This is a genomic window from Archangium gephyra, assembly GCF_042230915.1.
Lineage (GTDB): Bacteria > Myxococcota > Myxococcia > Myxococcales > Myxococcaceae > Archangium > Archangium gephyra_B.
This window is the reverse complement of record NZ_CP102578.1, coordinates 10,094,639-10,115,876: the sequence shown is the minus strand read 5'-3', so window position 1 is coordinate 10,115,876 and position 21,238 is coordinate 10,094,639. Positions and strand designations below refer to the sequence as shown.

Here is a 21,238-nt window from a genome sequence, read left to right as displayed (position 1 = left end):
GCGGGCCGTGCTCAGGGCCGCGGGTGGGCCTGGAAGAAGAGCCACATCTGCTCGGTCGCGTCGAGGTCCTGCGTGGTGTTGCCGAGGCCGGCCTCGGGCGGAATGAGGCCCCCGGGCCAGGTGTGGCCACCGCCCTGCACGGTGCAGAGCGTGACGGCGGTGCCCTGGCGGCAGTTGGTGAGCGTGCTGCAGGAGCTGTCGCCCTGGTCGTACGTGGTGATGGCGCCGTCGAGACACACGTTGAGGTTGGCCCAGCGCGCCACCGAGTCCTGCGCGGAGCGGTAGGGCCCGCCGAGGAAGGGGATGGTGCCGCCCTCGTAGCGGATGACCTGGTCATCGGTGCCGTGGAAGTGCATCACCGAGACGGGGCGCACGGGTGAGCACGGCTCGAAGCCCGCCATGCCGGCGACGGGCGCGATGGCGGCGATCTGCCCCGCGCGCTCGCAGGCGAGCCGGTAGGAGAAGAAGCCGCCGTTGGACAGGCCCGTGGCGTAGATGCGCTTGGTGTCCAGGCACAGGCGCGTGTCCAGGTCCGCGAGCATCGCGTCCACGAAGGCCACGTCGTCCACGCGCGGGGTGGAGAGCACCGCCGGGCCACAGCACACGCCCGCGTTCCAACTCCGCGTGTCCTCGGCCTGGGGGTCCGTGGTGCCGGCGAGCTCGTTCTGGTTCAGCCCGCGGGGATACACCGCGATGAAGCCCCGGGCCTCGGCCAGCGAGGACAGCTCGCTCAGGTCCTCCTGCTCCTGCTCGTCGGAGCTGTAGCCATGGAAGGAGAGCACCGCGGGCGTGGGCCTCGCCGGGTCGTAGCTCTGGGGGACGAAGACGTGGAAGAAGCGGGTGCGCCCCTCATGCGTCAGGGTCCAGTTGTAGGTGCCGGGGCCCACGGTGAGCCCGCTGCAGGAGGTGCGCTCGGGAAGCGGCGCGGGGGCGGGCGCGGCGGGTGGACCGGAGTCGGGGACCTGGGGAGGAGGCGTGGGTTCGGGTCCAGCGGTGCGGCCGGGACACGCCGCCGTGAACAGCAGCGCGGCGGCGCCAAGGGCGTTCAGCAGGGAAGGGCGAGGGGTCATGGCGCCAAGCTCTAAGGAGCCGGTGCGCACTCGGCAGCAAGCGACTTCGCCTTCTCCGGGAATCGAGCCGCCAGTGAACGCTTGAGCGCGTCCACATCGTTCACCCGGCCCGCATGGGCGAGCACCTGACAGAGGGCGGCGAGGGCGCGCGGCTCCTGGGGCTCGAGCCGGTCCGCCTCGCGGTAGGCCCGCTCGGCGCCGGAGATGTTGTCCTGCCGGAAGAGGACTGCCCCCAGGTAGTAGTGGGCGAGCGCCAGCTCCTTGTCCTTGCGCAGCGCGCGCCGCAGCAGGGCCGCCGCCTCGTCGAGCTTCTCCTGGCGGTAGCGCACGAAGCCCAGCTCCGCGAGCGCCCGCGCGTCCTCGTTGCGGCGCGTCCATGCGCCGAGCACCTCCGCGGCCTGGTCGAGCTGCCCTTGGTGCGACAGCAGCAGGCCGTAGCGCGGTGCCACCTCGGCATCGCGCGGGTGCTTCTCGTACGCCTGGGCGAGGACGGCGACGGCGCCGGACAGGTCTCCCTGGCGTTCGCGCAACGTGGCGAGGGCCAACTGCGGGCGGACGTCCTCGGGGGCGAGCGCCCGGGCCTGCTCGATGGCGCGCTCGGCGCGGCGGCCCATGCTCAGCCCGGTGCTGGCGCGCGCGGCGAGCAGGTGGGACTCGACGTCCTTGGGGAAGCGCTCGACGAAGGCCTCGGCCACGTCCAGGGCCGCCTGGGGCATGCCCGCGGCGAGCAGCAGCGCACCGGCCTGGGCGAGCTGGGCCGCGTTGGCGCGCTCGTCCTTGCCCAGGCCCTTCAGGGCGGAGACGCGGGCATCGGGGTCCGTGGTGGCCTCGGCGGCGGCGAGCCGCTCGGCGGGAGGCGGGCCCTGGCGCGGGAGCAGCAGCGCGGCGCCACCGCCCAGCACGAGCAGTCCGCCGAGCACGGCCACCACGGGCATGAGGCCGCGCTTCTTCGCGGGAGGGGCCGCGTGGGGCTCCTCGGATGTGCGGGAGGGGGCCGAGGGACGCGCGGGCGCGCTCGGGGCGGCACCGGTGGCGGGCTGGGAAGGATCGGCGAGCCGGGCGCGGCGGAGGGCCTGGCGCTTGGGGTCGCGGTCGAGCGGGAAGAGCGCCTCCACGTAGGCGGCCACCTGCTCGGGGGAGGCGACCTCGGCGGCGCCGCCCACGTGCTCGATGGCCTCGATGAGGACCTGGAGGCTCTCGAAGCGCTCGTGGGGGTCTCTCGCGAGCGCCATGAGGCAGATGCGATCCAGCTCCGGAGGCACGGAGGGGTCGAACGCGGTGGGAGGGCGGGGGTGGCCCTCGGCGATGCGCTGGAGCACGGCGTCGGTGGTGGGGCCGGTGAAGGGGCGGCGGCCGCACAGCTGCTCGTAGAGCATGACGCCGGCGGCGAAGATGTCGGCGCGGTGGTCCACCGAGCCGCCGATGATCATCTCCGGCGACATGTAGAAGAACTTGCCCTTGAGGGTGCCGGGCTCGGTGCCGGAGCCGATGGACTCGGCGCGGGCGATGCCGAAGTCGATGACCTTCACCGTGCCGCTGACGCCGACGTGGATGTTGTCCGGGGTGAAGTCGCGGTGGACGATGCGCAGCGGCCGGCCCTCCTGGTCCACGGCGCGGTGGGCGGCATCGAGTCCCCGGCACGCGTCCACGAGGATGCGCAGGGTGATGCCGAGCGGGACGTGCTGGCCGTGCTCGGCGGCCTCCTGGCGCAGCTCGGCGAAGGAGCGGCCCTCGAGCAGCTCCATGACGATGAAGGGCTCGTTGCCCTCGACGCCGAGCTCCAGGATGGAGATGACGTGGGGGTGGTGGATCTGCTCGGTGATGTGCGCCTCGTTGAGGAACATCTGGACGATGCGGCGGTCCGTGAGCATGTGGGGCAGCAGCCGCTTCACCGCCACCGCCGGACCGCGCGAGCCGTCCTCCTCGATGCGCCGCGCGAGATACACCTCGGCCATGCCACCCGTCGCGATGCGAGAGCTGAGACGGTAACGGCCAAACCAGGACGCGTTGCTGCTGTCGGAGACCACGATGGGGGCAGTCTACGAGGAGCGGCGCCCGGAGGCACCTCCTGGACCGCATTGGAGCGCATTTCGGGCACGGCGGTGAAGGCTCCGGGACGGTGCGTGATGGTGAAGAGGATGGCCTCTCTCAAGGTACTCATGGGCGAGAGACGCAGCTTCTGGCCGCGTGACCTCACTCGATGGTGACCCGTTTTGGTAGGACGGACCCATGGCGTCCAAACAGCCTTCTTCGCTGCAACTGCCGTCCTTCCTGCGTGGCCTTTACTCTTCGGTCCACCAAAATTCGAAGAAGGAGGGCCTGCGGTGCGGCGAGCAATACCGGAAGGACGGCGCCTTTTCCGCCCCCCGTCAGATGTTGGAGGTCTCCCCCGGAGAAGTGGTGCTGACACACGGAGTTGCGGACTTTCAGCACGAGCGCCCGGCCTGGCGGCTGTACATGCTCTCGAACGTCATGAGCGGTATGTATGAGGCCCTCAACTGGCAGAACACGTTCCAGGTGGATGACCCCTACGAGGCGTTCTGCCGCGAGAATGCGTGGGGGGCATTGTACTTCGCGACCTCACAGGATGCTCCGAGGAGCGCGGAGCGAACGGCACTGCGCCTCCAGGCGGTGCTGCGTTTCTGGGAGCCGCTCCAGTCCGCGCGCTACCTCTTCAAGACGCTCGGGGCCGCGCTCACCCTGGAGGAGCTAATGGTGGCCTCCTGCGGCTGGGCCCTGGATGCGTGGTGCCCGGCGGGAGACACCTCGGTGCATGCGCGTTTGAAGACGGCTGCGGAGCGCATGGCGCGAGCGACGCGGGAGGAGTGCCTCGAGGCCATCTTCCGGGAACTGCCCCGTGCTCTTGCGTACGCTCGCAACCTGAAGCACCGCGACGCCTTGGCCGATCCCACATTCCAGCGCGAGCGCCTCGCGAGTCTCGACCCTCTGGCCTTCGAGCGTGTGTCCGGTGCGTGCACGTCGGATCTGCTCGAGAAGCTGTATGACTGGGACCATGAGCTCGGCCTGCACTAGAAGGTGACGCGCAAGCCTCATGACCGGCACCCCGCTCGCCCACGCGACGGCCACCCCTCTACATTGTGGGGCTCATCTGGCTCGTTCAGGTGGTGCACTACTCCCTGTTCTCTCAGATAAGGGTGGATGGGCTCGCTCTTACGGCCAAGTAAATTTTACGGACAACCCGTGAAGTTGAGTGAATTTACAAAACCACTACTTTGGATATCAGCGACTACCTCTAGCTAACTGAAGTTAGGGACGATTTACTTTTTACAGGGTTGAAAAAGCGCATTGACAACCAGCACTGGGGGAGTAAATTGTGCCCTGCGGTTGTGAGGCACCGTTGGTTGCTGTTCAAGAGAGGTGGATAGGGGCACTTCTTCTGGCGCATCTTCATCGGACAGCGGTCGCCTCTCCCGTGCTCCCGCTTTGGGTTTTGTCAGATCGGTAGTTGGCCGGATTTCTACCTAGCCAAGGAGTTTCGTATGGGCGTCATTGACGTTGCAGGGATGGCTTTGTCCATCGTCAAGAGCCTCAAGGAGCCCGCTGCGGTGAATACGTTCCTTGTAGTGGTGTCGTACCTGTCGCTTTTGAAAATGAATCTGCGGACTTGGGAACTGCGGCTCCTCTCTCCCGAATCGACGCTGAAGACCCGGAGCAAGCAGAAGTAGCGACAACTGCTCTCTGTCCTCGCGATTCCCTGTCAATGGAGCCCATTTGGTGCCCTGGGCTACCGTTCAAGGCCTCCCTTGTGGGGAGCGAAAAAACCGGACTCACCGGACCCAACTACAGTCTTGGAGAGACTCCGGATGACCGAGCTGCACAATACAGGCGGCTAAGGATGGGCCTCGATAGGACTTCGGAGCCCTGATGCGTTACCCGCCTACGCGGGTGGAACACGCGGAAGCGAAGCGGAATACGGTGGGGTGTTGCTCAGCCTGCCGGAACTACGAGAACGCGGACTGGGATCTTTGAGGGCGTGCTCTGAATGTCGTGGATGAGTCCGGCCACATTCGATAGCTGTCCCTCTGGGTCGTAGATGAAGCAAACCAGGGTTTTGCAGTTGGGGTGAGCCTGATACCGGGCAATATCCGCAATGAGTTCGTCACATAGGCCCCTGACGGTCTGCGACGGACGGGTCTTCTTCACTTCAATGACGATCTCTTCGTTCCTAAGCAAAAAGTCCAGGCGTGGGCTCGCGCCAGCGAAACTAGGCGCGTGCTCCTCTTCGCGAATGTCGGAGAAGTGCATGAGAAGCAGCGCGTGCAAGAGATCCTGCACGTCGTACTCGTCCTTGATCACCAGTGTCTTGCGGCCGTCATGGCGCTTTCGTAGCTGAGCCGCGACTCGGTGGAACTGACGGAGAATATTCTCCAGGGTCTCAAGACTTGAAGCTACAGCCGGAGCAGGGATCGCTGATAGGCGGGCTGCAACGCGCTTGAGGTCCTTGATGCACTCAGTGACAAGTACGTTCTTCTCGCGAATCTCATAATGCTGGCGCTGGCTCTCGTCGTACTCCTCATGGGGGTAGTACCTCCCCACTGCGCTAATTAGGGACCACCAATTTGCGTCCTCGAATGCCTCCTCCAAGATGCGGCGCAGTGACTCTCGGTAAGCCGCCATTTCTGCGTCGGTAGGCTCTTTCTGAAGCAGGACGTTGCTTCGCTCGAGCAAGTCTTCGAGGTGGTTAATGGACTCTTCGGGAGAACTTACCGGAGAGGGCGCAATGAGTCGGGGCATTGCTTCGGCCATGGATGCATTTTGGATGGGCGTTCTGTAGCCCCCAAAAAATTTGCTACGAGAGTCACCAATCGAGGCTCGCCCTGGCAGGTTGCCGAAAAAGTTCTTCAGGAGCCTGTCCCGTAAGCCCTTGCCCATGCCCAGCACCCCGCTCGTCCTGCTCGCCCATGCGGCGGCCACGCTCTACATGGTGGGGCTCATCTGGTTCGTCCAGGTGGTGCACTACCCCCTGTTCTCCCGGGTAGGCGCGGACGGCTTCGTCCCCTACGCCGCCGCGCACGGGGTCCTCACCACCTGGGTGGTGGGCCCGCCCATGGTGCTGGAGCTCGTCACGGCCGTCTGGCTGGCGCTCCACCCCCCACCCGCCGTGAATCCGCTGGTGCCCTGGGTGGGCCTGGCCCTGGTGGCCGCCCTGTGGCTGTCCACCTTCTTCCTCCAGGTGCCCCTGCACGAGTCCCTCCGGTCGGGCTTCCAGCCGGACGTCTGGCGCCGGCTCGTCGTCACCAACCTGTTGCGCACCGCGTTGTGGACCGGACGCGGGGGGTTGATCCTTTTCGTGCTGTGGCGCGCCATGACGCGGAGGGAGTGCTAACCTGCCGCCCGGTCGGCGTCCGGGGGCGGGGCGCGCTGGCTTCATGGTCTCGGACAAACCGGAGGGACGGGTGGGTACGCTCCTGAAAGGTGGCATCGTCGTCGAGCTCGAACCCGCGTGTGTCGAGCGGGTGGACTTGCGCATCGAGGGTGAGCGCATCGTGGCCCGGGGCCCCGAGCTGCAAGCCGCCCCGGATGACGAGGTCATCGCGCTCTCGGGCAAGCTCGTCTTCCCGGGCCTGGTGAGCGCGCACCAGCGCCTCTCCGCCAGCCTCGGGCGCGGCATGCCCCGGCCCAAGCTGGAGGGCTACGAGGAGCTGCTCGAGAAGGTGCGCTGGCGCTACGAGGACGCGCTGGACCTGGACGCGGTGCAGGTGGCCGCCACCGCCGGGGGCCTCGAGGCCCTCCAGTGCGGCACCACCTCGCTCTTCGATCTGCACTCCTCGCCCAAGGCCGTGCAGGGCTCGCTGCTGCGGGTGGGGCGCGGGCTGCACGAGGTGGGTCTGCGCGCGGTGCTCGCCTACGCGGTGACGGACCGGCGCGGCGCACTGGGGCGCGAGGAGGGCCTGGAGGAGACGGTGGCCTTCACGCGCAAGGCGCGCGGGCGGCTGCGCGGGCAGGTGGGCGCGGCCCCGCTCTTCACCGTGAGCAAGGAAGGCCTGGACGGCATCGCCGAGGCCGTGAAGAGCACCGGCGCGGGGCTGCACGTGCCGTTGGCGGAGGACCCGCTGGACGAGAAGCTGTCGGTGGAGCGCTATGGCTCCTCGCCGGTGATGCGGCTGGTGGACGGCGGGCTGCTGTCGCCGCAGGCGCTGCTGGCGCACGTGGGGCACCTGGCCTGGCCCGAGCTGGCGCAGTTGCTGCCCACGGGCGCGTGGCTGGCGCACACGCCGCGCTCGAACATGGAGGCCGAGGTGGGCTACGCGCCGGCGCTGAAGTTCGGCCACCGGGCCACGCTCGGCGCGGACAGCGTGAGCGCGGACATGTTCGCCGAGGCCCAGGCGGCGTGGTTGCGCTCGCGCGACGCGGGCCAGCCCATCGACGTGTTGCGCTACCTGGCCAACGGGCAGCGCCTGGCCTCGCAGGCCTTCGGGCTGCAGGTGGGGCTGATGCGCGACGGCGCGGTGGCGGACCTGCTCATCATGGACTACCTGCCGGCCACCCCGCTCACGGCGGAGAACCTCGCCTGGCACGTGGTGTTCGGCCTGGGCTCGCGCCACGTCGAGTCGGTGATGGTGGACGGCGTGTGGCGGGTGTGGGCGCGCCGGCCCCTGTCGGTGAACCCCTCGGTGGTGGCGGAGCAGGCGCGCGAGGCCGCCGCGGCGGTCTGGGCCCGCATGAGCGAGAAGTAGGGCCCCCTGGTTGCGCTGGAAACGGCGAAGCCGTTAACTCGGGGGATGCTCATTCCCACGCTCGTAGCGGGCTTCCTCGCGGGAGCCTCCCCCCAGGTGGGGGACGTCGCGCCGGACTTCACGGTGGAAGACACCGCCGGCAAGTCGTACACCCTGTCGGAGATGGTGAAGCAGGGCCCGGTCATCCTGGCCTTCTTCCCCAAAGCCTTCACAGGTGGTTGAACCCGCGAGCTCTCGGCGTACCGCGACCGTTACGCGGAAGTCGAGAAGCTCCACGGCCAGGTCCTGGCCGTCAGTACCGATGACAAGGAGACGTTGGCGAAGTTCAAGGAGTCGCTGAAGGCGCAGTTCCCGTTCATCCCGGACGCCGACGCGAAGCTGACGAACCTCTATGACGTGAAGACGCCGGTGTTGAAGCTGGCGAACCGCTACACGTTCGTGATTGGCGAGGACCGCAAGGTGCTCAAGGTGGAGTCCGGCAAGGACGCCATCGATCCGAACGGGGCGATCGTGTCCTGTCCCATCCGCAAGCCGAAGGCGGACGCGGGCGCGGACGCGGCGGTGAAGGAAGCCGGCAAGGACGCGAAGAAGTAGCGCCCTGGACGTCACGCGCCGGTGAGAGGGTGCCGGAGCCCCCGGGTTCCGGCCCCTCTCATGCGTCCTGCGTCTGCGCGCTGCTACTCGGGCCGTGTGCTCGGCAGGCACACCCACGGCTGGCCAGGTTGGTCGCGCCCACACCCGAAGCCCGGCTCACAGACCGGTGGTCCCTCTGGGTTGCACGCCTGGCGGCACTGGAACAAGACGCAGGCCGAGTCCTCGGGGCAGGGCGGTGTACTCCGGCCACACCGGCGCAGGCACTGCATCCAGATTCTGCCCGGGGTCGTCGGGTAGGTACTCCGGGTGCAGTACATCCCCTGGGGACAGGGATTCAGCTCACAGTCCTGGCCGTAGACCGTCATGCAGACGGAGCCATACCCTCCCATCAGGGACACGCACCTCTGGCCCGCGGGGCAGGCGCGGCCCTCGCAGGTGGGCACGCAGGAGGGGGCGTGGTCCCCCTCCTTGCAGACGTACCCCTCGGGACAACTGGACGGCTCCTCCAGACGGCAGGGCCGACCACAGAAGCCCGAGCAGATGAGGCCCTTCTCACAACCGTCCACGAGAAGGGCGGGAAGCTCGTCGCAGAGCTCGCCCTCCTTGCGGCTGCCTTGCAGCGAGCAGGCGCGGAGGAAGTCCTCATTGCCTCTGCCTGGGAGGCCGACACTGCTGCGGACAGTCTTGCTGCTCGAGGTCCGGTCTGCTCCAGAAATCCTCGCCGCATTGCTCCCACCACGCCTCCTCCTCGAACGTGCAGCCCCGATCCGACGGTAGTCCCGCATGTCCTTGGCCAGGGCCTCGTCGATGGTTCCCCCTCGCCCCCAGGCATGCGGGCAACCCGTCTCCCTCACGAGCAGCGGAACCAGCAGCAGCATCCTTCGTGGCATCGTCTCCTGCCAGAGCCGAGGGTGGCATCGGAACACCCTGAGCAGCAGGCGTGACGCGCGCGCGCGGCGCCTCCGCCTGCTGGAGCCCGCGGTGGGATGACCCCGGAAGTCACGGAGGCCGGGCTACTTCCCCGGTCATCTTCTGTGATAGGCCATGGGGCATGCTCTCCCTGCTCTGGCTGCTGTTCATGGCGCCCCCGCCTCCCTCCAGCATGTCCTCCCCCGTCGACCCGGCCTTCCTGTCGTTGGCCCGGGAGGTGGAAGCCGCACTTCGTGACGGAAACCCGGCCGCCCTGGATGCGCGGCTCGATGGAGAGCAGTTGCTCCAGCGTGTGACGCGGGGCCTGCCGGTCTCGAGGGCCTTCCTCGAGGACCTGGCCAGCGACGCGCGCGCGAACGGATGGCCTCTGGGCCGCCGGTTGTTGGGCACGGGCGGGCAGGGCCTTCATGTCCGGCTGCTCCAGGTCCGCATGAGCGGGCGCACGCCGCTCGCGCTCTTCCGCGTCCTGTCCGACTCCGGGTTGAACTACCTCGAGTTCGAATTGGGCCGCGATGCCCGGAACGAGGCCGTCATCGTCGACCTCTTCCCATACCGGGAAGGAGAGCGCCTCAGCGAGTTGATGTGGCGGGTGTACCTGCTGGCCGCGGCCGAGCGGGGGCAGTGTCTCACCCGGAGGCTGCGCGGCCCGGAGCGGGATTGGGTGGAGGAGCTGCCGCGGCTGCGGCGCATCGAGCGCCTGCTCGGAGCGGACCAGGGGCGGGAGGCCGTGGAGGAGATGGACCGGCTCGCGCCACGGGTGCGCGGGGAGCGGTTCATTCAGCGCCTGCGCCTGGAGGTGCTCGCGTCGCTGGACGAGGCGGAGTACGCGCTGGGGCTGGTGGTCTTCGAGAAGGCCTTCCCCAAGGATCCGCTGCTGGACCTGTTCGCGCTGGACAACCCGCTGCTGCTCGGAGACAGCGCGGCGATGATGGCGGCGATCGACCGGCTCGACGCGAGGGTTGGGGACCCCTACCTGCACCACGTCAGGGGACAGGTGATGTTGGACCAGGACGATCTGGAGGGGGCGAAGCGCTCCTTCCAGAAGGTGCTCGAGGCGGAGCCGGCGCTGCTGGAGCCCCATGTGGAATTGTTGAGACTGGCCCTCGAGGAGGCGGACCACGCGGGCGCGGTGCGCCTGCTCGAGTCGATGGAGCGCCAGGCGGGAGGGAGTCTGATGCGGGTACGCATCGAGGACGGACCCGAGGCCAGGGCCTTCCTGGAGTCGGCGGAGTACAAGGGCTGGCTCGAGCGGCAGCGCACGCCCGAGGGCCGGGACGGCGGGTCCGAGGTCGCGGGTCCCGCCGTTCCCTAGGAAACCGCGGGAGTCTAATCCTCGAAGACGAAGCGCCTGACGGCCACCACGGGCATCTGGCGCGGCAGCCGGGCGTAGCCGGGTGGCCCCACCTCGGACTCATAGGTGCCATCCGGGTTCATGAGGTTGAAGCACACGGGCACCTCCCGTCCATCCGGCAGCTTCGCCTTGTCCCAGCGGCCGAAGACCTGCTTGCGCCCTTCGTTGTCCGTCCCGTTGCCGGTCACCCACAGTCGCAATCGCGAGTCCAGGCCGCACGGACGATGGGGCCTTCCACGGTGCCGCCGCCTGTCCGGTAGGGCAACTTCGACAGATCGAAGCTGCTCAAGGGCTCCCATGAATGGGTGACCTGCCCGTCCGGCGTCTTCTCGAGGACGAGCACGGAGCGGGAAAGCTCCTGGGCGCTCGTGGTGGTGGGAAGCGAGGCGCGGGTCGCACTGCAAGAGACGAGGAGGATGCCGAGGCTTGTCGCCATGCGCCTCCAGGCTGATGTCGTTTTCACGTGGCGACTCTCCGTGCCGCACAGCAGCCCGTCCAACCGTTTCCTCTGTTGCTCGCTGGTAGAGCGGGGATGTCACGGCCCCGTCCGACCCGGGGGCTGCTCACGAATCCGCTGGCACGTCTCCACCGTGGAGTGACGTTTCCACGTGGAGCCTTCCCGATGCCTTCTCTCGACATGTCCACCCTTCGATCTTCCACCACGCCCCGGGAGCTGCGCCTGGAGTCGCGTGGCCCGGAGGTCGCCGGCCTGCAACGCAAGCTCCTGGAGGCCGGCTTCGATCCCGGCGTGGCGGACGGTGTCTTCGGCCCGAGGACCGAGACCGCGGTGAAGCTCTTCCAGCAGTCCAGGGGCCTGACGGCCGATGGCATCGTCGGACCGCGAACGTGGACCGCGCTCGGCGTCCATGTCGAGGGCGAGCCGCCCGAGGTTCCCATCAGCTCGCGGCTCAACGAGAAGCAGCTCCAGGCCATCATGCCCAGGCTGCTCCCAGGGCGGGCCGCCGAGTGTCTGCCCCACCTCGACGCGGCGATGGTCGAGGCCGACATCCTCACCCCCCAGCGCCAGGCGGCCTTCCTCGCCCAGCTCGCCCATGAGAGCGCCGAGCTGCGCTTCTTCGAGGAGCTCGCCACCGGTGAGGCGTACGAGGGACGCCATGACCTGGGCAACACGAAGCCGGGAGATGGCAGGCGCTACAAGGGCCGGGGCCCCATCCAGCTCACGGGCCGCACCAACTACCGGGCCGCCAGCCGGGCGTTGGGCATCGACCTGGAGGCCGACCCCCAGCGGGCCGCCGATGTCGACGTGGGCTTCCGCGTCGCCGCCTGGTTCTGGACCAGCCGGGGCCTCAACGCGCTCGCGGACGTGGGCGACTTCCGGGAGATCACCCGCCGCATCAACGGAGGCTTCAACGGGCTCGCGCAGCGCGAGGTCTACTACCGGCGCGCCCTGGAGGTCCTCTCCCACTGAGCGAGCCCCCGGGGCGAGGGCTTTGCTTGGGCTCCCTGGCGCGGGCTGTTACCCTCCGCGCCCGTTTCGATGAGCCCGCCCCCTCAGTCACCGCCAGTCCTGGAGGACGGCGTCCGGAATCGGCCCTGGTCGTGGACGCTGGCCCTGCTGGCGGTGGGCGCGTGGGTGCTCCGCGTCCTGCCCTTCTTCAACCGGCACGGCGCCTTCGGCTACCCGGTGGACTACGACGAGGGCGTCTACTTCACCGCCTCGGCGCTGCTCTTCCAGGGCGTGCTGCCGTACCGGGACTTCATCTTCGTCCACCCTCCGGGCTCGCTGCTGCTGTGGAGCCCGGCGGCCGCGCTCGCCTCCGGGGTGGACGCCGCCACCTGCTTCGTTCTCGCCCGGTGGTTGGCCGCCGCGGTGGGGGCCCTCAATGTCTTCCTGGTGGGACGGCTCGCCCTGCGCGCCTGGGGGCCCGTGGCCGGTGTCGTGGCGGCGCTCGTCTACGCCACCTATCCGGAGCTCGTCGTCGTCGAGCGCGGCCCCTTCCTGGAGCCCGTGCTCAACCTCGCCTGTCTGGCCATGGCGAATGTCTGGCTCGGCTCACCCGAGGACGGCCGTGCGTCCCGCGCGTGGCTCTGGGCCGGGGCGCTCTGCGGCCTCGCCATCTCGGTGAAGGTGCTGGGCGGAATCTGGCTCGCCGCCGCGTTGCTGTCCCGCTCCCCGCGCGCCGCGTGGCGCTCCCAGCTCGGGCTCGCGCTCGTGGCCGGCGCCACCGTGCTGCTCCTGGTGGGGCCCTTCGTCGCGGCCGCTCCCTCTCGCTTCCTCCAGGACGTCTTCCTCTTCCAGTCCCTGCGCCCCGGGGACGGTGAGCCCCACCGGCTTGCCCGGCTGCACGACATGCTCCACGAGCGGCGGCTGGTGGGCGTGGGGCTCGCGCTGCTGGGGCTGGCGGTGGCCATGGTGCGCTCCATGCGCGCCTCCCATCCGTCCCGCCCCACCGAGCGCTTCTTCGCCGTGGCCTACGGCCTCACCGTGGCCGCGTTCCTCGCCTCGCCGAGCTACTGGAACCAGTACAACGCCCACCTCGCCGCCTCCGAGGCGGTGCTGGCGGGGCTCGGCGCCTCGGCGCTCCACGGGTGGCTCTCGTCCCGGGGCTGGCGGTGGGCGCGCGCCGTGCCCGTCCTGCTGGCCGTGGCCGTGCCGCTCGTCTCCGCGAGGCACCTGCGCGAGGGACTCCGGGCGCGCGCGCCAGATCTGCCGGCGCTCGGCAGGTACCTGCGCCAGTCGGTGCCCGCGGACGCGCCCGTCTGCGCCTTCGAGCCCGCCTGGGGCCTCACCGCGGGACGGCTGCCCCCGCGGCTTCCCGGCGCGCCCCTGCTGGTGGATGCCTACGCGCTGATGCTCCAGGACGCGCTCGGCTCGGGCGAGCACTTCGCGAGCACGCAGGCCGCCTTCTCCGCGAGCGCCTCCCAGCGCACCATCCTCCCGCTGCTGGAGCGCTGCCGTTACGTGGTGGTGGGGTGGCGCGGCGCCTGGCAGCTCTCCGCGCGGAGCCAGCAGTGGTTGCGCGAGCGGTTCGTCCGCCGCTTCCCCGCGGAGGGACAGGGCGGTCCGGACGTCTGGGAGCGGGTGCCGCGAGCCGATCCGTGAGCCACGCGGAGGGGTGACAAGGACGTTTTCATGGCACTGGATCCCCTGTCTGGTTTCGCACGGCGCATCCGTTGACCCGGCGGCATTGGGGGGGGCGATCCGTTCAGCGGCGGGGACTCATGAGGGGGGGGCCGTCTGGCAGGACGTCACAGGTGTGTTACCGCATATACCCATGCGCGAACTTTCCTCGCTGCCTGCCCCCGTGTCCGCGCGCCCGAGCGCCTCCGGGGAGGTGCGCCGCGTGCTCATGACGGCCGGCACCACGGGCCGCGTGTGGACGTACGCGCTGGAGCTGTGCCGTGCGCTGGGCCGCCGGGGCGTGGAGGTGACGCTGGCCGTCCAGGGCGCACCCCTCACCGCGCTCCAGTGGGCCCACGTGCGGGGCGTGCCGGGGCTCACCATCGAGCAGAGCACCTGGCGGTCCGAAGGGCCGGAGGATGCCTGGGAGGACGTGGCGGCGGCGGGCGAGTGGCTGCTGGAGCTGGAGTCCCGCCTGCAGCCGGACGCGGTGCACCTCAACGGCTACTGCCACGGCGCGCTGCCCTGGCGCCACAAGCCGCTGGTGGTGGCGCACGAGTGTCCCCTCTCGTGGTGGGAGGCGGTGAAGGGCGAGCCGGCGCTGGAGCGCGACGTGCGCTACCGCTGGGCGGTGACGCGGGGGCTGCGTGCCGCGGGCCATGTGGTGGCGCCCACCGCGGATCTGCTGGCGTCCCTGTCGCGGCACTACGGGCCGCTGCGCTCCTCCAGCGTCATCCCCCATGCGCGCCGTCACGAGGACTTCCCGCCCGGCCCGGTGCGCGAGCCCTTCATCCTCGCCACGGGCCGGCTGTGGGACGAGGCGCGCAACCTGGAGGTGCTGGAGACGGCGGCACCCCGGCTGGACTGGCCGGTGCTCGTGGCCGGACACTCCCAGCACCCCGATGGCGGTGAGGTGCGCGCCCGCTATGTGCGCACGCTGGGGCGGCTGCCCCACGCGGAGCTCGCCGGTTACATGGGCCGGGCCTCCATCTACGTGCTGCCCGCGCGCTACGAGCCCTTTGGCCTGCCGGCGCTGGAGGCCGCGCTCGCCGGGTGTGCGCTGGTGTTGGGGGACATCCCCTCCCTGCGCGAGGTGTGGGAGGACGCGGCTGTCTTCGTTCCACCCGACGACACGGACATGCTCGCGCGCGCCCTGCGCCGGCTGGTGTCGGAGCCGGTGCTGTGCAGCCGGATGTCCACCCTTGCACGGACACGTGCATTGGAGTTCTCCCCAGAGCGCATGGCGGATGCCTACCTTGCGGTCTATGCCGACCTGGACCGCGCGTCCGGGGTGGCGCCGTGCGTCCAGCCCCAGCTGGCGCGGGCGACCTGAGCGGCGACTGTTGGATGGGCGTCGGAAAGGATTTCGCATGAGCAGCCACGGACTTCGGATCGCCTTCTTCGGCGCGAGCCTCGTCTCCGCCTGGTGGAACGGAGCCGCCATGTACTACCGCGGCCTGCTGCGGGCCCTCCACGCGCGGGGCCACCAGATTACGTTCTACGAGCCGGCGCTCCCCGAGCGTCAGCGCCGCCGCGACCTGCCGGTGGCCCCGGACTGGGCGACGGTGGTGGTGTACTCGGTGGAGGGCACCGGCGGCCTGGAGCGCTGTCTGGAGGAGGCCCGGGACGCCGACGTGGTGGTGAAGGCCAGCAACGTGGGCTTCCGCGACGACTGGCTCGACGCCCGCGTGCTGGAGCTCAAGTCCGGCCGCACCCAGGTGGTGTATTGGGACCTGGACGCTCCCGTCACCCTGGAGCGCATGGCGGGCAACCCGGAGGATGCGTTCCGGGCGCTCGTGCCGCGCTATGACCGCGTCTTCACGCAGGGCGGGGGAGACCCGGTGGTGCTGGCCTACCGGGACCTCGGGGCCCGCGAGTGTGTGCCCATCTACAGCGCGGTGGACCCGGACGTGCACCAGCCGGTGCTGGCCGAGCAGCGCTTGGACTGTGACCTGGCGCTGCTGGAGGACCGGCTGCCGGACCTGGAGCGGCGCGTGGAGTCCTTCTTCCTGCGCGCCGCGGACCTGCTGCCCGACAAGCGTTTCCTGCTGGGCGGGGAGGGGTGGGGAGACCGGCCGCGGCCCTCCAACGTGCGCTACGTGGGCTGCGTGCCGCCCAGGGATTGCAACGCGCTGCGCTGCTCGGCGCGCTCGGTGCTCGACATCAGCCGCGATGGCATGGCGCGCTTCGGCTTCTCGCCGGCCCCCCGGCTCTTCGAGGCCGCGGGCGCGGGTGCCTGTCTGATAACGGACGCGTGGGAGGGCATCGAGCTCTTCCTGGAGCCGGGGCGCGAGTGCCTGGTGGCGCAGGACGGCCTGGAGGTGGCCGAGGCGGTGCTGTGTCTCACGGACGACGGGGTGCGGGAGCTGGGGCAGGCGGCGCGCCGCCGCGTCCTGGCCGAGCACACCTACGCGCACCGGGCGCTGCAGGTGGAGCGGGCGTTGGGCCTGGGCTGAGCCCGGCGCCCCGCGCTGTCCGGTAGTGATACCTCCGGGCGAATTCCGGTGTCCCCCCGGGGGTTGCGCCTAGCATGCGCGCCTTCGTTGCACCACGTGGCGGGGCTGTCCGGTAACCCATGCCCAAGGCACCCAGGAAGAGCCCCGAGGGGCGTCGGGGCGCTCGCTCCGGTGACGAGCGGGCGGCCCTCCTGCGCCGGCTCGCCGAGCTGGAGGAGCGCGAGGCCCACGCCCGTCACATCGTCCAGACGGTGGGGGTCTCCATCTGGGAGGAGGACTTCTCGGGGGTGCAGGAGCTGCTGCGCGAGCTGTGGCGCCAGGGGGAGCGGGACGTGCGCGCCTGGTGCGCCGCGCACCCGGAGTTCGTCCTCGAGGCGGTGCGGCGGGTGCGCGTGGTGGGCGTCAACGACGCCGCGCTGCGGATGGTCGGCGCCTCCAGCCAGCAGGAGCTGCTCGGCTCGCTGGAGCGCATCTTCCTGCCGGAGTCGCTGGAGGTGTTCGTCGAGCAGATGGTCGCGTTGGATGAGGGCTGCTCCTTCATTCAGGCGGAGTCGGTGGTGCGGGCGCTGGACGGCCGGCGCATGGAGGTGCTCTTCACCTTCACCTGGGACGCGGTGGTGGGGCGGGCGGACCGGGTGCTGGTGACGCTCATGGACATCGGGGAGCGCAAGGCCGCCGAGCGCGCCCTCCAGGAGAGCGAGGCGCGCTTCCGCAACATGGCGGACCACGCGCCGGTGATGATGTGGATGACGGACCCGCGGGGGGGGTGCACCTACCTCAACCGGCAGTGGTACGAGTTCACCGGCCAGACGGAGCAGACGGGGCTGGGCTTCGGGTGGCTGAAGGCCCTCCACCCGGAGGATGCCGTGTCGGTGGAGGCCGTCTTCGTGGAAGCCAATGCGCGGCGCGCGCCCTTCCAACTGGACTACCGGCTGCGCCGCGCGGACGGCGAGTACCGCTGGGCCATCGACGCGGCGGCTCCGCGCTTCGGGCCGGGCGGAGAGTTCCTCGGCTACATCGGCTCGGTCATCGACATCACCGAGCGGCGCCGGCGCGAGGAGCTCCAGCGCTTCCTGGCGGAGGCGGGCACGGCGCTGGCGTCCTCCCTGGACTACGCCACGACGCTGGCCACCCTGGCGCGGCTCGCCGTCCCTACGCTGGCGGACTGGTGCATGGTGGACCTGCTGGAGGAGGACGGCTCGGTGCGCCGGATGGAGGTGACGGCGGCGGAGCCCTCCGAGGCGCCCCTGGCCGAGCGGTTGCGCCGCTTCCCGGCCCGGCTGGATGGCAACCCCCATCACCCGCCCACCCAGGCGATCCTCGAGGGGCGGCCGGTGCTGCTGCCGGAGATGCCCCCCGAGCGACTCTCCTCCCATGCGCACGACGAGGAGCATGCCCGGGCGATCGCCGCCACCGGCCCCATCTCCTTGTTGTCCGTTCCGCTGTTGACCCGCGGGCGCACCCTGGGCGCGCTCACCTTCATCACCACCGTGCGCTCGGGCCGGCACTACGGCGCGGTGGAGCTCGAGGCGGCGGAGGACCTGGCCCGGCGCGCCGCGCTCTCGGTGGACAACGCCCGGCTCTACCGGGATGCGCAGCGCGCGGTGCGGCTGCGCGACGAGTTCCTCTCCATCGCCAGCCACGAGCTGAAGACGCCCCTGACGCCCCTGATGCTCAAGCTGCGGGTGCTCACGCGCGAGCTGGAGTCGCGGCTGGAGCCCACGCTGGGCCAGCGCCTGCTCGGGCACCTGGAGGTGTGCCGGCGCCAGGTGAAGCGGCTGTCGGAGCTGGTGGATGGCCTGCTGGACGTGTCACACCTCAGCGCGGGACGGCTGCGCATCGAGCGGGAGGCGGTGGACCTGTCCGAGCTGGTGCGGGAGGTGGCCGCGAGCTTCCAGCCGGAGGCGGAGCGGAGCGGGTGTCCCCTCCGGCTGGAGGCGGAGGGGCCGGTGGTGGGGCAGTGGGACCGGTTGCGGCTGGAGCAGGTGGTCTCGCACCTGCTCTCCAATGCGCTCAAGTACGGGGCCGGCCATCCCGTGTCCATCCGCGTCCAGGCCGAGGGAGTCCAGGCCCGGCTGGTGGTGCGGGACGAGGGCATCGGCATCGAGCCGGACGTGCTGCCCCGCATCTTCCACAAGTTCGAGCGGGGCGTGTCGGAGCGGCACTACGGCGGGCTGGGGCTGGGGCTGTACGTGACGCAGCAAGTGCTCCACGCCATGGGGGGCACCATCTCCGCCGAGAGCACGCCCGGGCACGGGGCCACCTTCACGGTGGAGCTGCCCCTGGCCCCGCCGGCACCCGAAGCACCGTGAGGTGAGGGGCCACGACGTCACGGGGCGAAGCTGAAGGCCCGCTCGCGCACCAGCGCCACCGTCACCAACGCGTCGATGTCCATGGGCACGGCGCGGGCCTCCACCCGGACGAGGCCCTCTCCCTCCGCGCCCGTGGCGTCGAAGGTGTACGAGCGCGCGCCCTCCTCGGCCAGGGTGCTGCCCCCCGCGGTGCTGGAGGAGAAGCCCACATAGTACTCGGTGGCTCCGAGGGAGGACGTCCACCGCAGCTCCAGCGGCTGGCTCGCGTCCACCGGCTCGTTCGCGGCGGGGGTGGTGATGTCGAAGCCACCGGGCACCTGGAACGTGTGGCGCACCGACTCGCCTCCGGCCTGCGCTACGAGCTCGAAGTCGCGGCCGGGCGCCAGCAGCACCGTGTCCTCCTCCTCGAGGACATAGGCCTCGCGTGCCGCGTCATAGGGGAGGGTGCGGCCCGCGAGCTTCACCGTCGCGTCCTGGAGCGGCACGTTCTCGGAGGAGACCGTCAGCTCGACCACCGCCTTCGTGCCCTCGAGCGCCACCCGGCCCTGCACGGCGAGCGTGCTCGGCTCGAAGACATCACCCCCGTCCAGGCCGCACACCTTGGTGAACAGGAAGGTGAGCCACCCGGCCTCGCAGACGAAGGCGTCGAAAATGGGGCCCCCCTCGGTGAGGCTGAGCGGCAGGCGGGTGTTGAGCGGCACCACCGTGCCGGACTCGCCATTCACCGCCTGGATGATGTTGATGCCGGGCTTCAGGCCCGTGTTCGCGGGCTGCGCCGTGTCGGCGTAGACGAGCGCGAAGTTGGAGCGCGCGTCACCCAGGAGCGAGGAGCCGATGACCCGGTCCGCCGGGGTGCCATCGGTGGCGATGAGGTCGAGCTTCGCGTTGCCGTTGCCGTCCTGGTACGCCAGGAGGATGCCGAAGGCGCCCTTGCCCTGGAGGTCCCCGCCGAGTGGCGCGAGCGCCTCCGCCGGCGGGGGGCGGTAGATGTGGAAGCTGTAGTTGGCCGGGAAGCTGCCCTGGTAGACGACGTCCTCGGTGACGATCTCCAGCGGCCCCTCCTGGGTGGCGTCCGAGTCCTCCGCGGCCATCCACTGCGGGTACCACACCAGCGCCAGCCGCACCTGCCCGTCGATGCGGGCGTCCGGCGTGGGATTCATCTGCCCCTCGAGCGTGACGAGGGGCTGTCCCTCGTGCTCGGGAGTCACCACGCCGTCGCAGCCAGCGAGGGTGAGCAGCAGGGAGAGCAGGAGGACGGGAAGGCCGAGAAGTCGCTGAAGCATGTATCCCCTCCGGGGAAGCAAGGTGAGCGGCCCGGAATGGGCGCTCATGGAAGGGAGACCGGCCAGGCCCCGGAAAATGGGAACCGCCTTCAGTCACATGGCAGCATGAGGGTGAACGTCGCGCCCGCTCCGGGACGGCTGACGAGCGTCACGCTGCCCTGGTGGGCCTCGGTCACCTGCTTCACGATCCACAGCCCCAGGCCGAAGCCGCCCGCGAACTGCTCGCTTCCCGCCTGGGCGAAGCGCTCGAAGATTCGAGCGTGGTCCTTCTCGGCGATGCCCGGCCCGCCGTCCCGGACGACGATTCGCGCCCAGGGGCCCTCGCTCTGGACCCGGACGTGGACGGGAGCGCCTGGAGCGTAGCGGGCCGCGTTCTGCAGCAGGTTGGTGACCGCCTGCTCCAGCCGCATCCTGTCCCAGCAGCCCACGACGGGTTCCCGTGCATCGACCGTGACCTGGCACCCGGCACGTGCGAGCTCTTCGGCGAAGCGCTCCGTGGCATCCGCCACGAGCTCCGACATGTCGAAGGACTCCCGCTGGAGCACCGGCTCCCTGGCCTCGGCCCGGGAGACGTCGAGCAGGTTGTTGATGAGCCGCTCGAGCCGGCCGCACTGCTCCTGCACCCGGTTCAGCCGCGCGTTGAGCTGCTCCGCCGTCAGCGTTCCCTTCGCCTGGGCGCGGACCATCCCCTGCACATAGAGCTGGAGCGAGGTGATGGGGGTCTTCAACTCGTGCGACGCGACGGAGAGGAACTCATCGCGCGAGCGGACCGCCTGCTCCAGCGCCGCGGTGCGCTCGAGCACCCGGTGCTCGAGCTCCGCGTTGAGGCGGTGCAGCTCATTCTTCGCCATGCTCAGCGCGGCGCTTTCGATCACCTGCCAGTCGCCCCCCCTGCGCGTGAGGGCGAACTGGTGGTTGGCGACCACGTCCAGGATGTCGTGGGGCTGGCACCGCCCCAGGCAATAGCTGCACAGGCCGATGATGTGGCGGCCTTGGAAGGTCTTCGAGACGCGGGCCTCGTAATCGACGAAGCCGGCCCAATCCGAGCGCTCGACCCAGTAGGTGTTGCCCGTCAGCCGGAGCCCGGCGAAGCCATCCGCCCGGGCCCGCTCTTCCCGCTCCACCCAGCCTCGCAGGGTGGAGTCCGGGTCGGGCTTGCCCGTCGACATGTACCAGTCGTGGTGGTCGATGATCTCGATCTGGTTGCTGCGCTCGCGCTCCGCGAGGTCCGGGACGGCCTGGCGAAGGGCCGTCCGCGCGTCCTTGGCCGGAAGCGGCTCGGAGGTCACCCAGAGGCACTTCTCATGGCTGTCGAGGCCCGCCTTGAAGAACGGAACGAGCGAGTCCACGAGGTCCTCTTGCTCGCCGTAGAACTGGCAGAAATGCGCGCCCCAGGGCAGGGAGCCCACGGCCTGAAGTCCACTGGGTCGAAGTTGTTCGGGCATGGAGTCCTCTAGGTCGG

17 protein-coding genes and 1 pseudogene are annotated in these 21,238 nt (G+C 70.0%); 11 read left to right on the top strand and 7 right to left on the bottom strand.

Annotated elements, in window-relative coordinates; all coding sequences use genetic code 11:
- Nucleotides 1-11: 11 nt before the first annotated feature.
- Both NR798_RS39830 and NR798_RS39825 read right to left on the bottom strand, forming a co-directional pair.
- Nucleotides 12-1,070 carry an alpha/beta hydrolase family esterase gene (locus tag NR798_RS39830; RefSeq protein ID WP_375767803.1) on the bottom strand — a complete coding sequence of 353 codons (1,059 nt, stop codon included), beginning with the start codon at nucleotides 1,068-1,070 and terminating at the stop codon, nucleotides 12-14.
- A gap of 11 nt (nucleotides 1,071-1,081) precedes the next feature.
- Entirely contained in the window at nucleotides 1,082-3,025 is a 1,944-nt protein-coding gene (locus NR798_RS39825) for a protein kinase (protein ID WP_375767802.1), read from the bottom strand.
- A 274-nt stretch (nucleotides 3,026-3,299) separates the two neighbouring features.
- Between NR798_RS39825 and NR798_RS39820 the strand changes: the two genes are divergently transcribed.
- Nucleotides 3,300-4,103 carry a hypothetical protein gene (locus NR798_RS39820; protein WP_375767801.1) on the top strand — a complete coding sequence of 268 codons (804 nt, stop codon included), beginning with the start codon at nucleotides 3,300-3,302 and terminating at the stop codon, nucleotides 4,101-4,103.
- Between the two features lie 467 nt (nucleotides 4,104-4,570).
- Nucleotides 4,571-4,756, top strand: a complete 186-nt coding sequence (locus tag NR798_RS39815) for a hypothetical protein (RefSeq protein ID WP_375767800.1) — start codon at nucleotides 4,571-4,573, stop codon at nucleotides 4,754-4,756.
- Between the two features lie 262 nt (nucleotides 4,757-5,018).
- On the opposite strand, the gene NR798_RS39810 is transcribed toward NR798_RS39815, so the two are convergent.
- A complete protein-coding gene (locus tag NR798_RS39810; protein ID WP_375767799.1) occupies nucleotides 5,019-5,837 on the bottom strand; it encodes a hypothetical protein in 819 nt (272 codons plus the stop codon).
- Between the two features lie 124 nt (nucleotides 5,838-5,961).
- Between NR798_RS39810 and NR798_RS39805 the strand changes: the two genes are divergently transcribed.
- From NR798_RS39805 to NR798_RS39790, 4 genes are all read left to right on the top strand, one after another.
- Nucleotides 5,962-6,417 carry a hypothetical protein gene (locus tag NR798_RS39805; RefSeq protein ID WP_375767798.1) on the top strand — a complete coding sequence of 152 codons (456 nt, stop codon included), beginning with the start codon at nucleotides 5,962-5,964 and terminating at the stop codon, nucleotides 6,415-6,417.
- A 70-nt stretch (nucleotides 6,418-6,487) separates the two neighbouring features.
- Nucleotides 6,488-7,768 carry an amidohydrolase family protein gene (locus NR798_RS39800; RefSeq protein ID WP_375767797.1) on the top strand — a complete coding sequence of 427 codons (1,281 nt, stop codon included), beginning with the start codon at nucleotides 6,488-6,490 and terminating at the stop codon, nucleotides 7,766-7,768.
- Between the two features lie 45 nt (nucleotides 7,769-7,813).
- Nucleotides 7,814-8,362, top strand: coding sequence for a peroxiredoxin (locus NR798_RS39795; RefSeq protein ID WP_375767796.1), 549 nt, complete (start codon nucleotides 7,814-7,816; stop codon nucleotides 8,360-8,362).
- Between the two features lie 1,051 nt (nucleotides 8,363-9,413).
- Nucleotides 9,414-10,604 carry a hypothetical protein gene (locus NR798_RS39790; RefSeq protein ID WP_375767795.1) on the top strand — a complete coding sequence of 397 codons (1,191 nt, stop codon included), beginning with the start codon at nucleotides 9,414-9,416 and terminating at the stop codon, nucleotides 10,602-10,604.
- 14 nt (nucleotides 10,605-10,618) lie between these two features.
- On the opposite strand, the gene NR798_RS39785 is transcribed toward NR798_RS39790, so the two are convergent.
- The gene (locus NR798_RS39785) at nucleotides 10,619-10,843 is read right to left on the bottom strand and encodes a hypothetical protein (RefSeq protein WP_375767794.1); all 225 of its coding nucleotides are present in this window, start codon (nucleotides 10,841-10,843) and stop codon (nucleotides 10,619-10,621) included.
- Nucleotides 10,828-11,079 carry a hypothetical protein gene (locus NR798_RS39780; protein WP_375767793.1) on the bottom strand — a complete coding sequence of 84 codons (252 nt, stop codon included), beginning with the start codon at nucleotides 11,077-11,079 and terminating at the stop codon, nucleotides 10,828-10,830. Before NR798_RS39780 ends, NR798_RS39785 begins: the two co-directional genes overlap by 16 nt.
- 237 nt (nucleotides 11,080-11,316) lie before the next feature.
- Here NR798_RS39780 and NR798_RS39775 point away from each other — a divergent pair.
- The 5 genes and pseudogenes from NR798_RS39775 to NR798_RS39755 all read left to right on the top strand — a co-directional run.
- Nucleotides 11,317-12,072, top strand: a pseudogene (locus tag NR798_RS39775) (peptidoglycan-binding protein); the annotation flags it as partial.
- A gap of 69 nt (nucleotides 12,073-12,141) precedes the next feature.
- Complete coding sequence (locus NR798_RS39770) at nucleotides 12,142-13,707, top strand: ArnT family glycosyltransferase (protein WP_375767792.1); 1,566 nt, start codon at nucleotides 12,142-12,144, stop codon at nucleotides 13,705-13,707.
- A gap of 172 nt (nucleotides 13,708-13,879) precedes the next feature.
- Entirely contained in the window at nucleotides 13,880-15,058 is a 1,179-nt protein-coding gene (locus tag NR798_RS39765) for a glycosyltransferase (RefSeq protein ID WP_375767791.1), read from the top strand.
- A 37-nt stretch (nucleotides 15,059-15,095) separates the two neighbouring features.
- Complete coding sequence (locus NR798_RS39760) at nucleotides 15,096-16,181, top strand: glycosyltransferase (protein WP_375767790.1); 1,086 nt, start codon at nucleotides 15,096-15,098, stop codon at nucleotides 16,179-16,181.
- A 119-nt stretch (nucleotides 16,182-16,300) separates the two neighbouring features.
- Nucleotides 16,301-18,493, top strand: a complete 2,193-nt coding sequence (locus NR798_RS39755; RefSeq protein WP_375767789.1) for an ATP-binding protein — start codon at nucleotides 16,301-16,303, stop codon at nucleotides 18,491-18,493.
- Nucleotides 18,494-18,510: 17 nt separating this feature from the next.
- Here the strand turns inward: NR798_RS39755 and NR798_RS39750 are convergent, their stop codons facing one another.
- Both NR798_RS39750 and NR798_RS39745 read right to left on the bottom strand, forming a co-directional pair.
- Complete coding sequence (locus NR798_RS39750; protein ID WP_375767788.1) at nucleotides 18,511-19,776, bottom strand: hypothetical protein; 1,266 nt, start codon at nucleotides 19,774-19,776, stop codon at nucleotides 18,511-18,513.
- Between the two features lie 89 nt (nucleotides 19,777-19,865).
- Entirely contained in the window at nucleotides 19,866-21,221 is a 1,356-nt protein-coding gene (locus NR798_RS39745) for an MEDS domain-containing protein (RefSeq protein ID WP_375767787.1), read from the bottom strand.
- Nucleotides 21,222-21,238 lie beyond the last annotated feature (17 nt).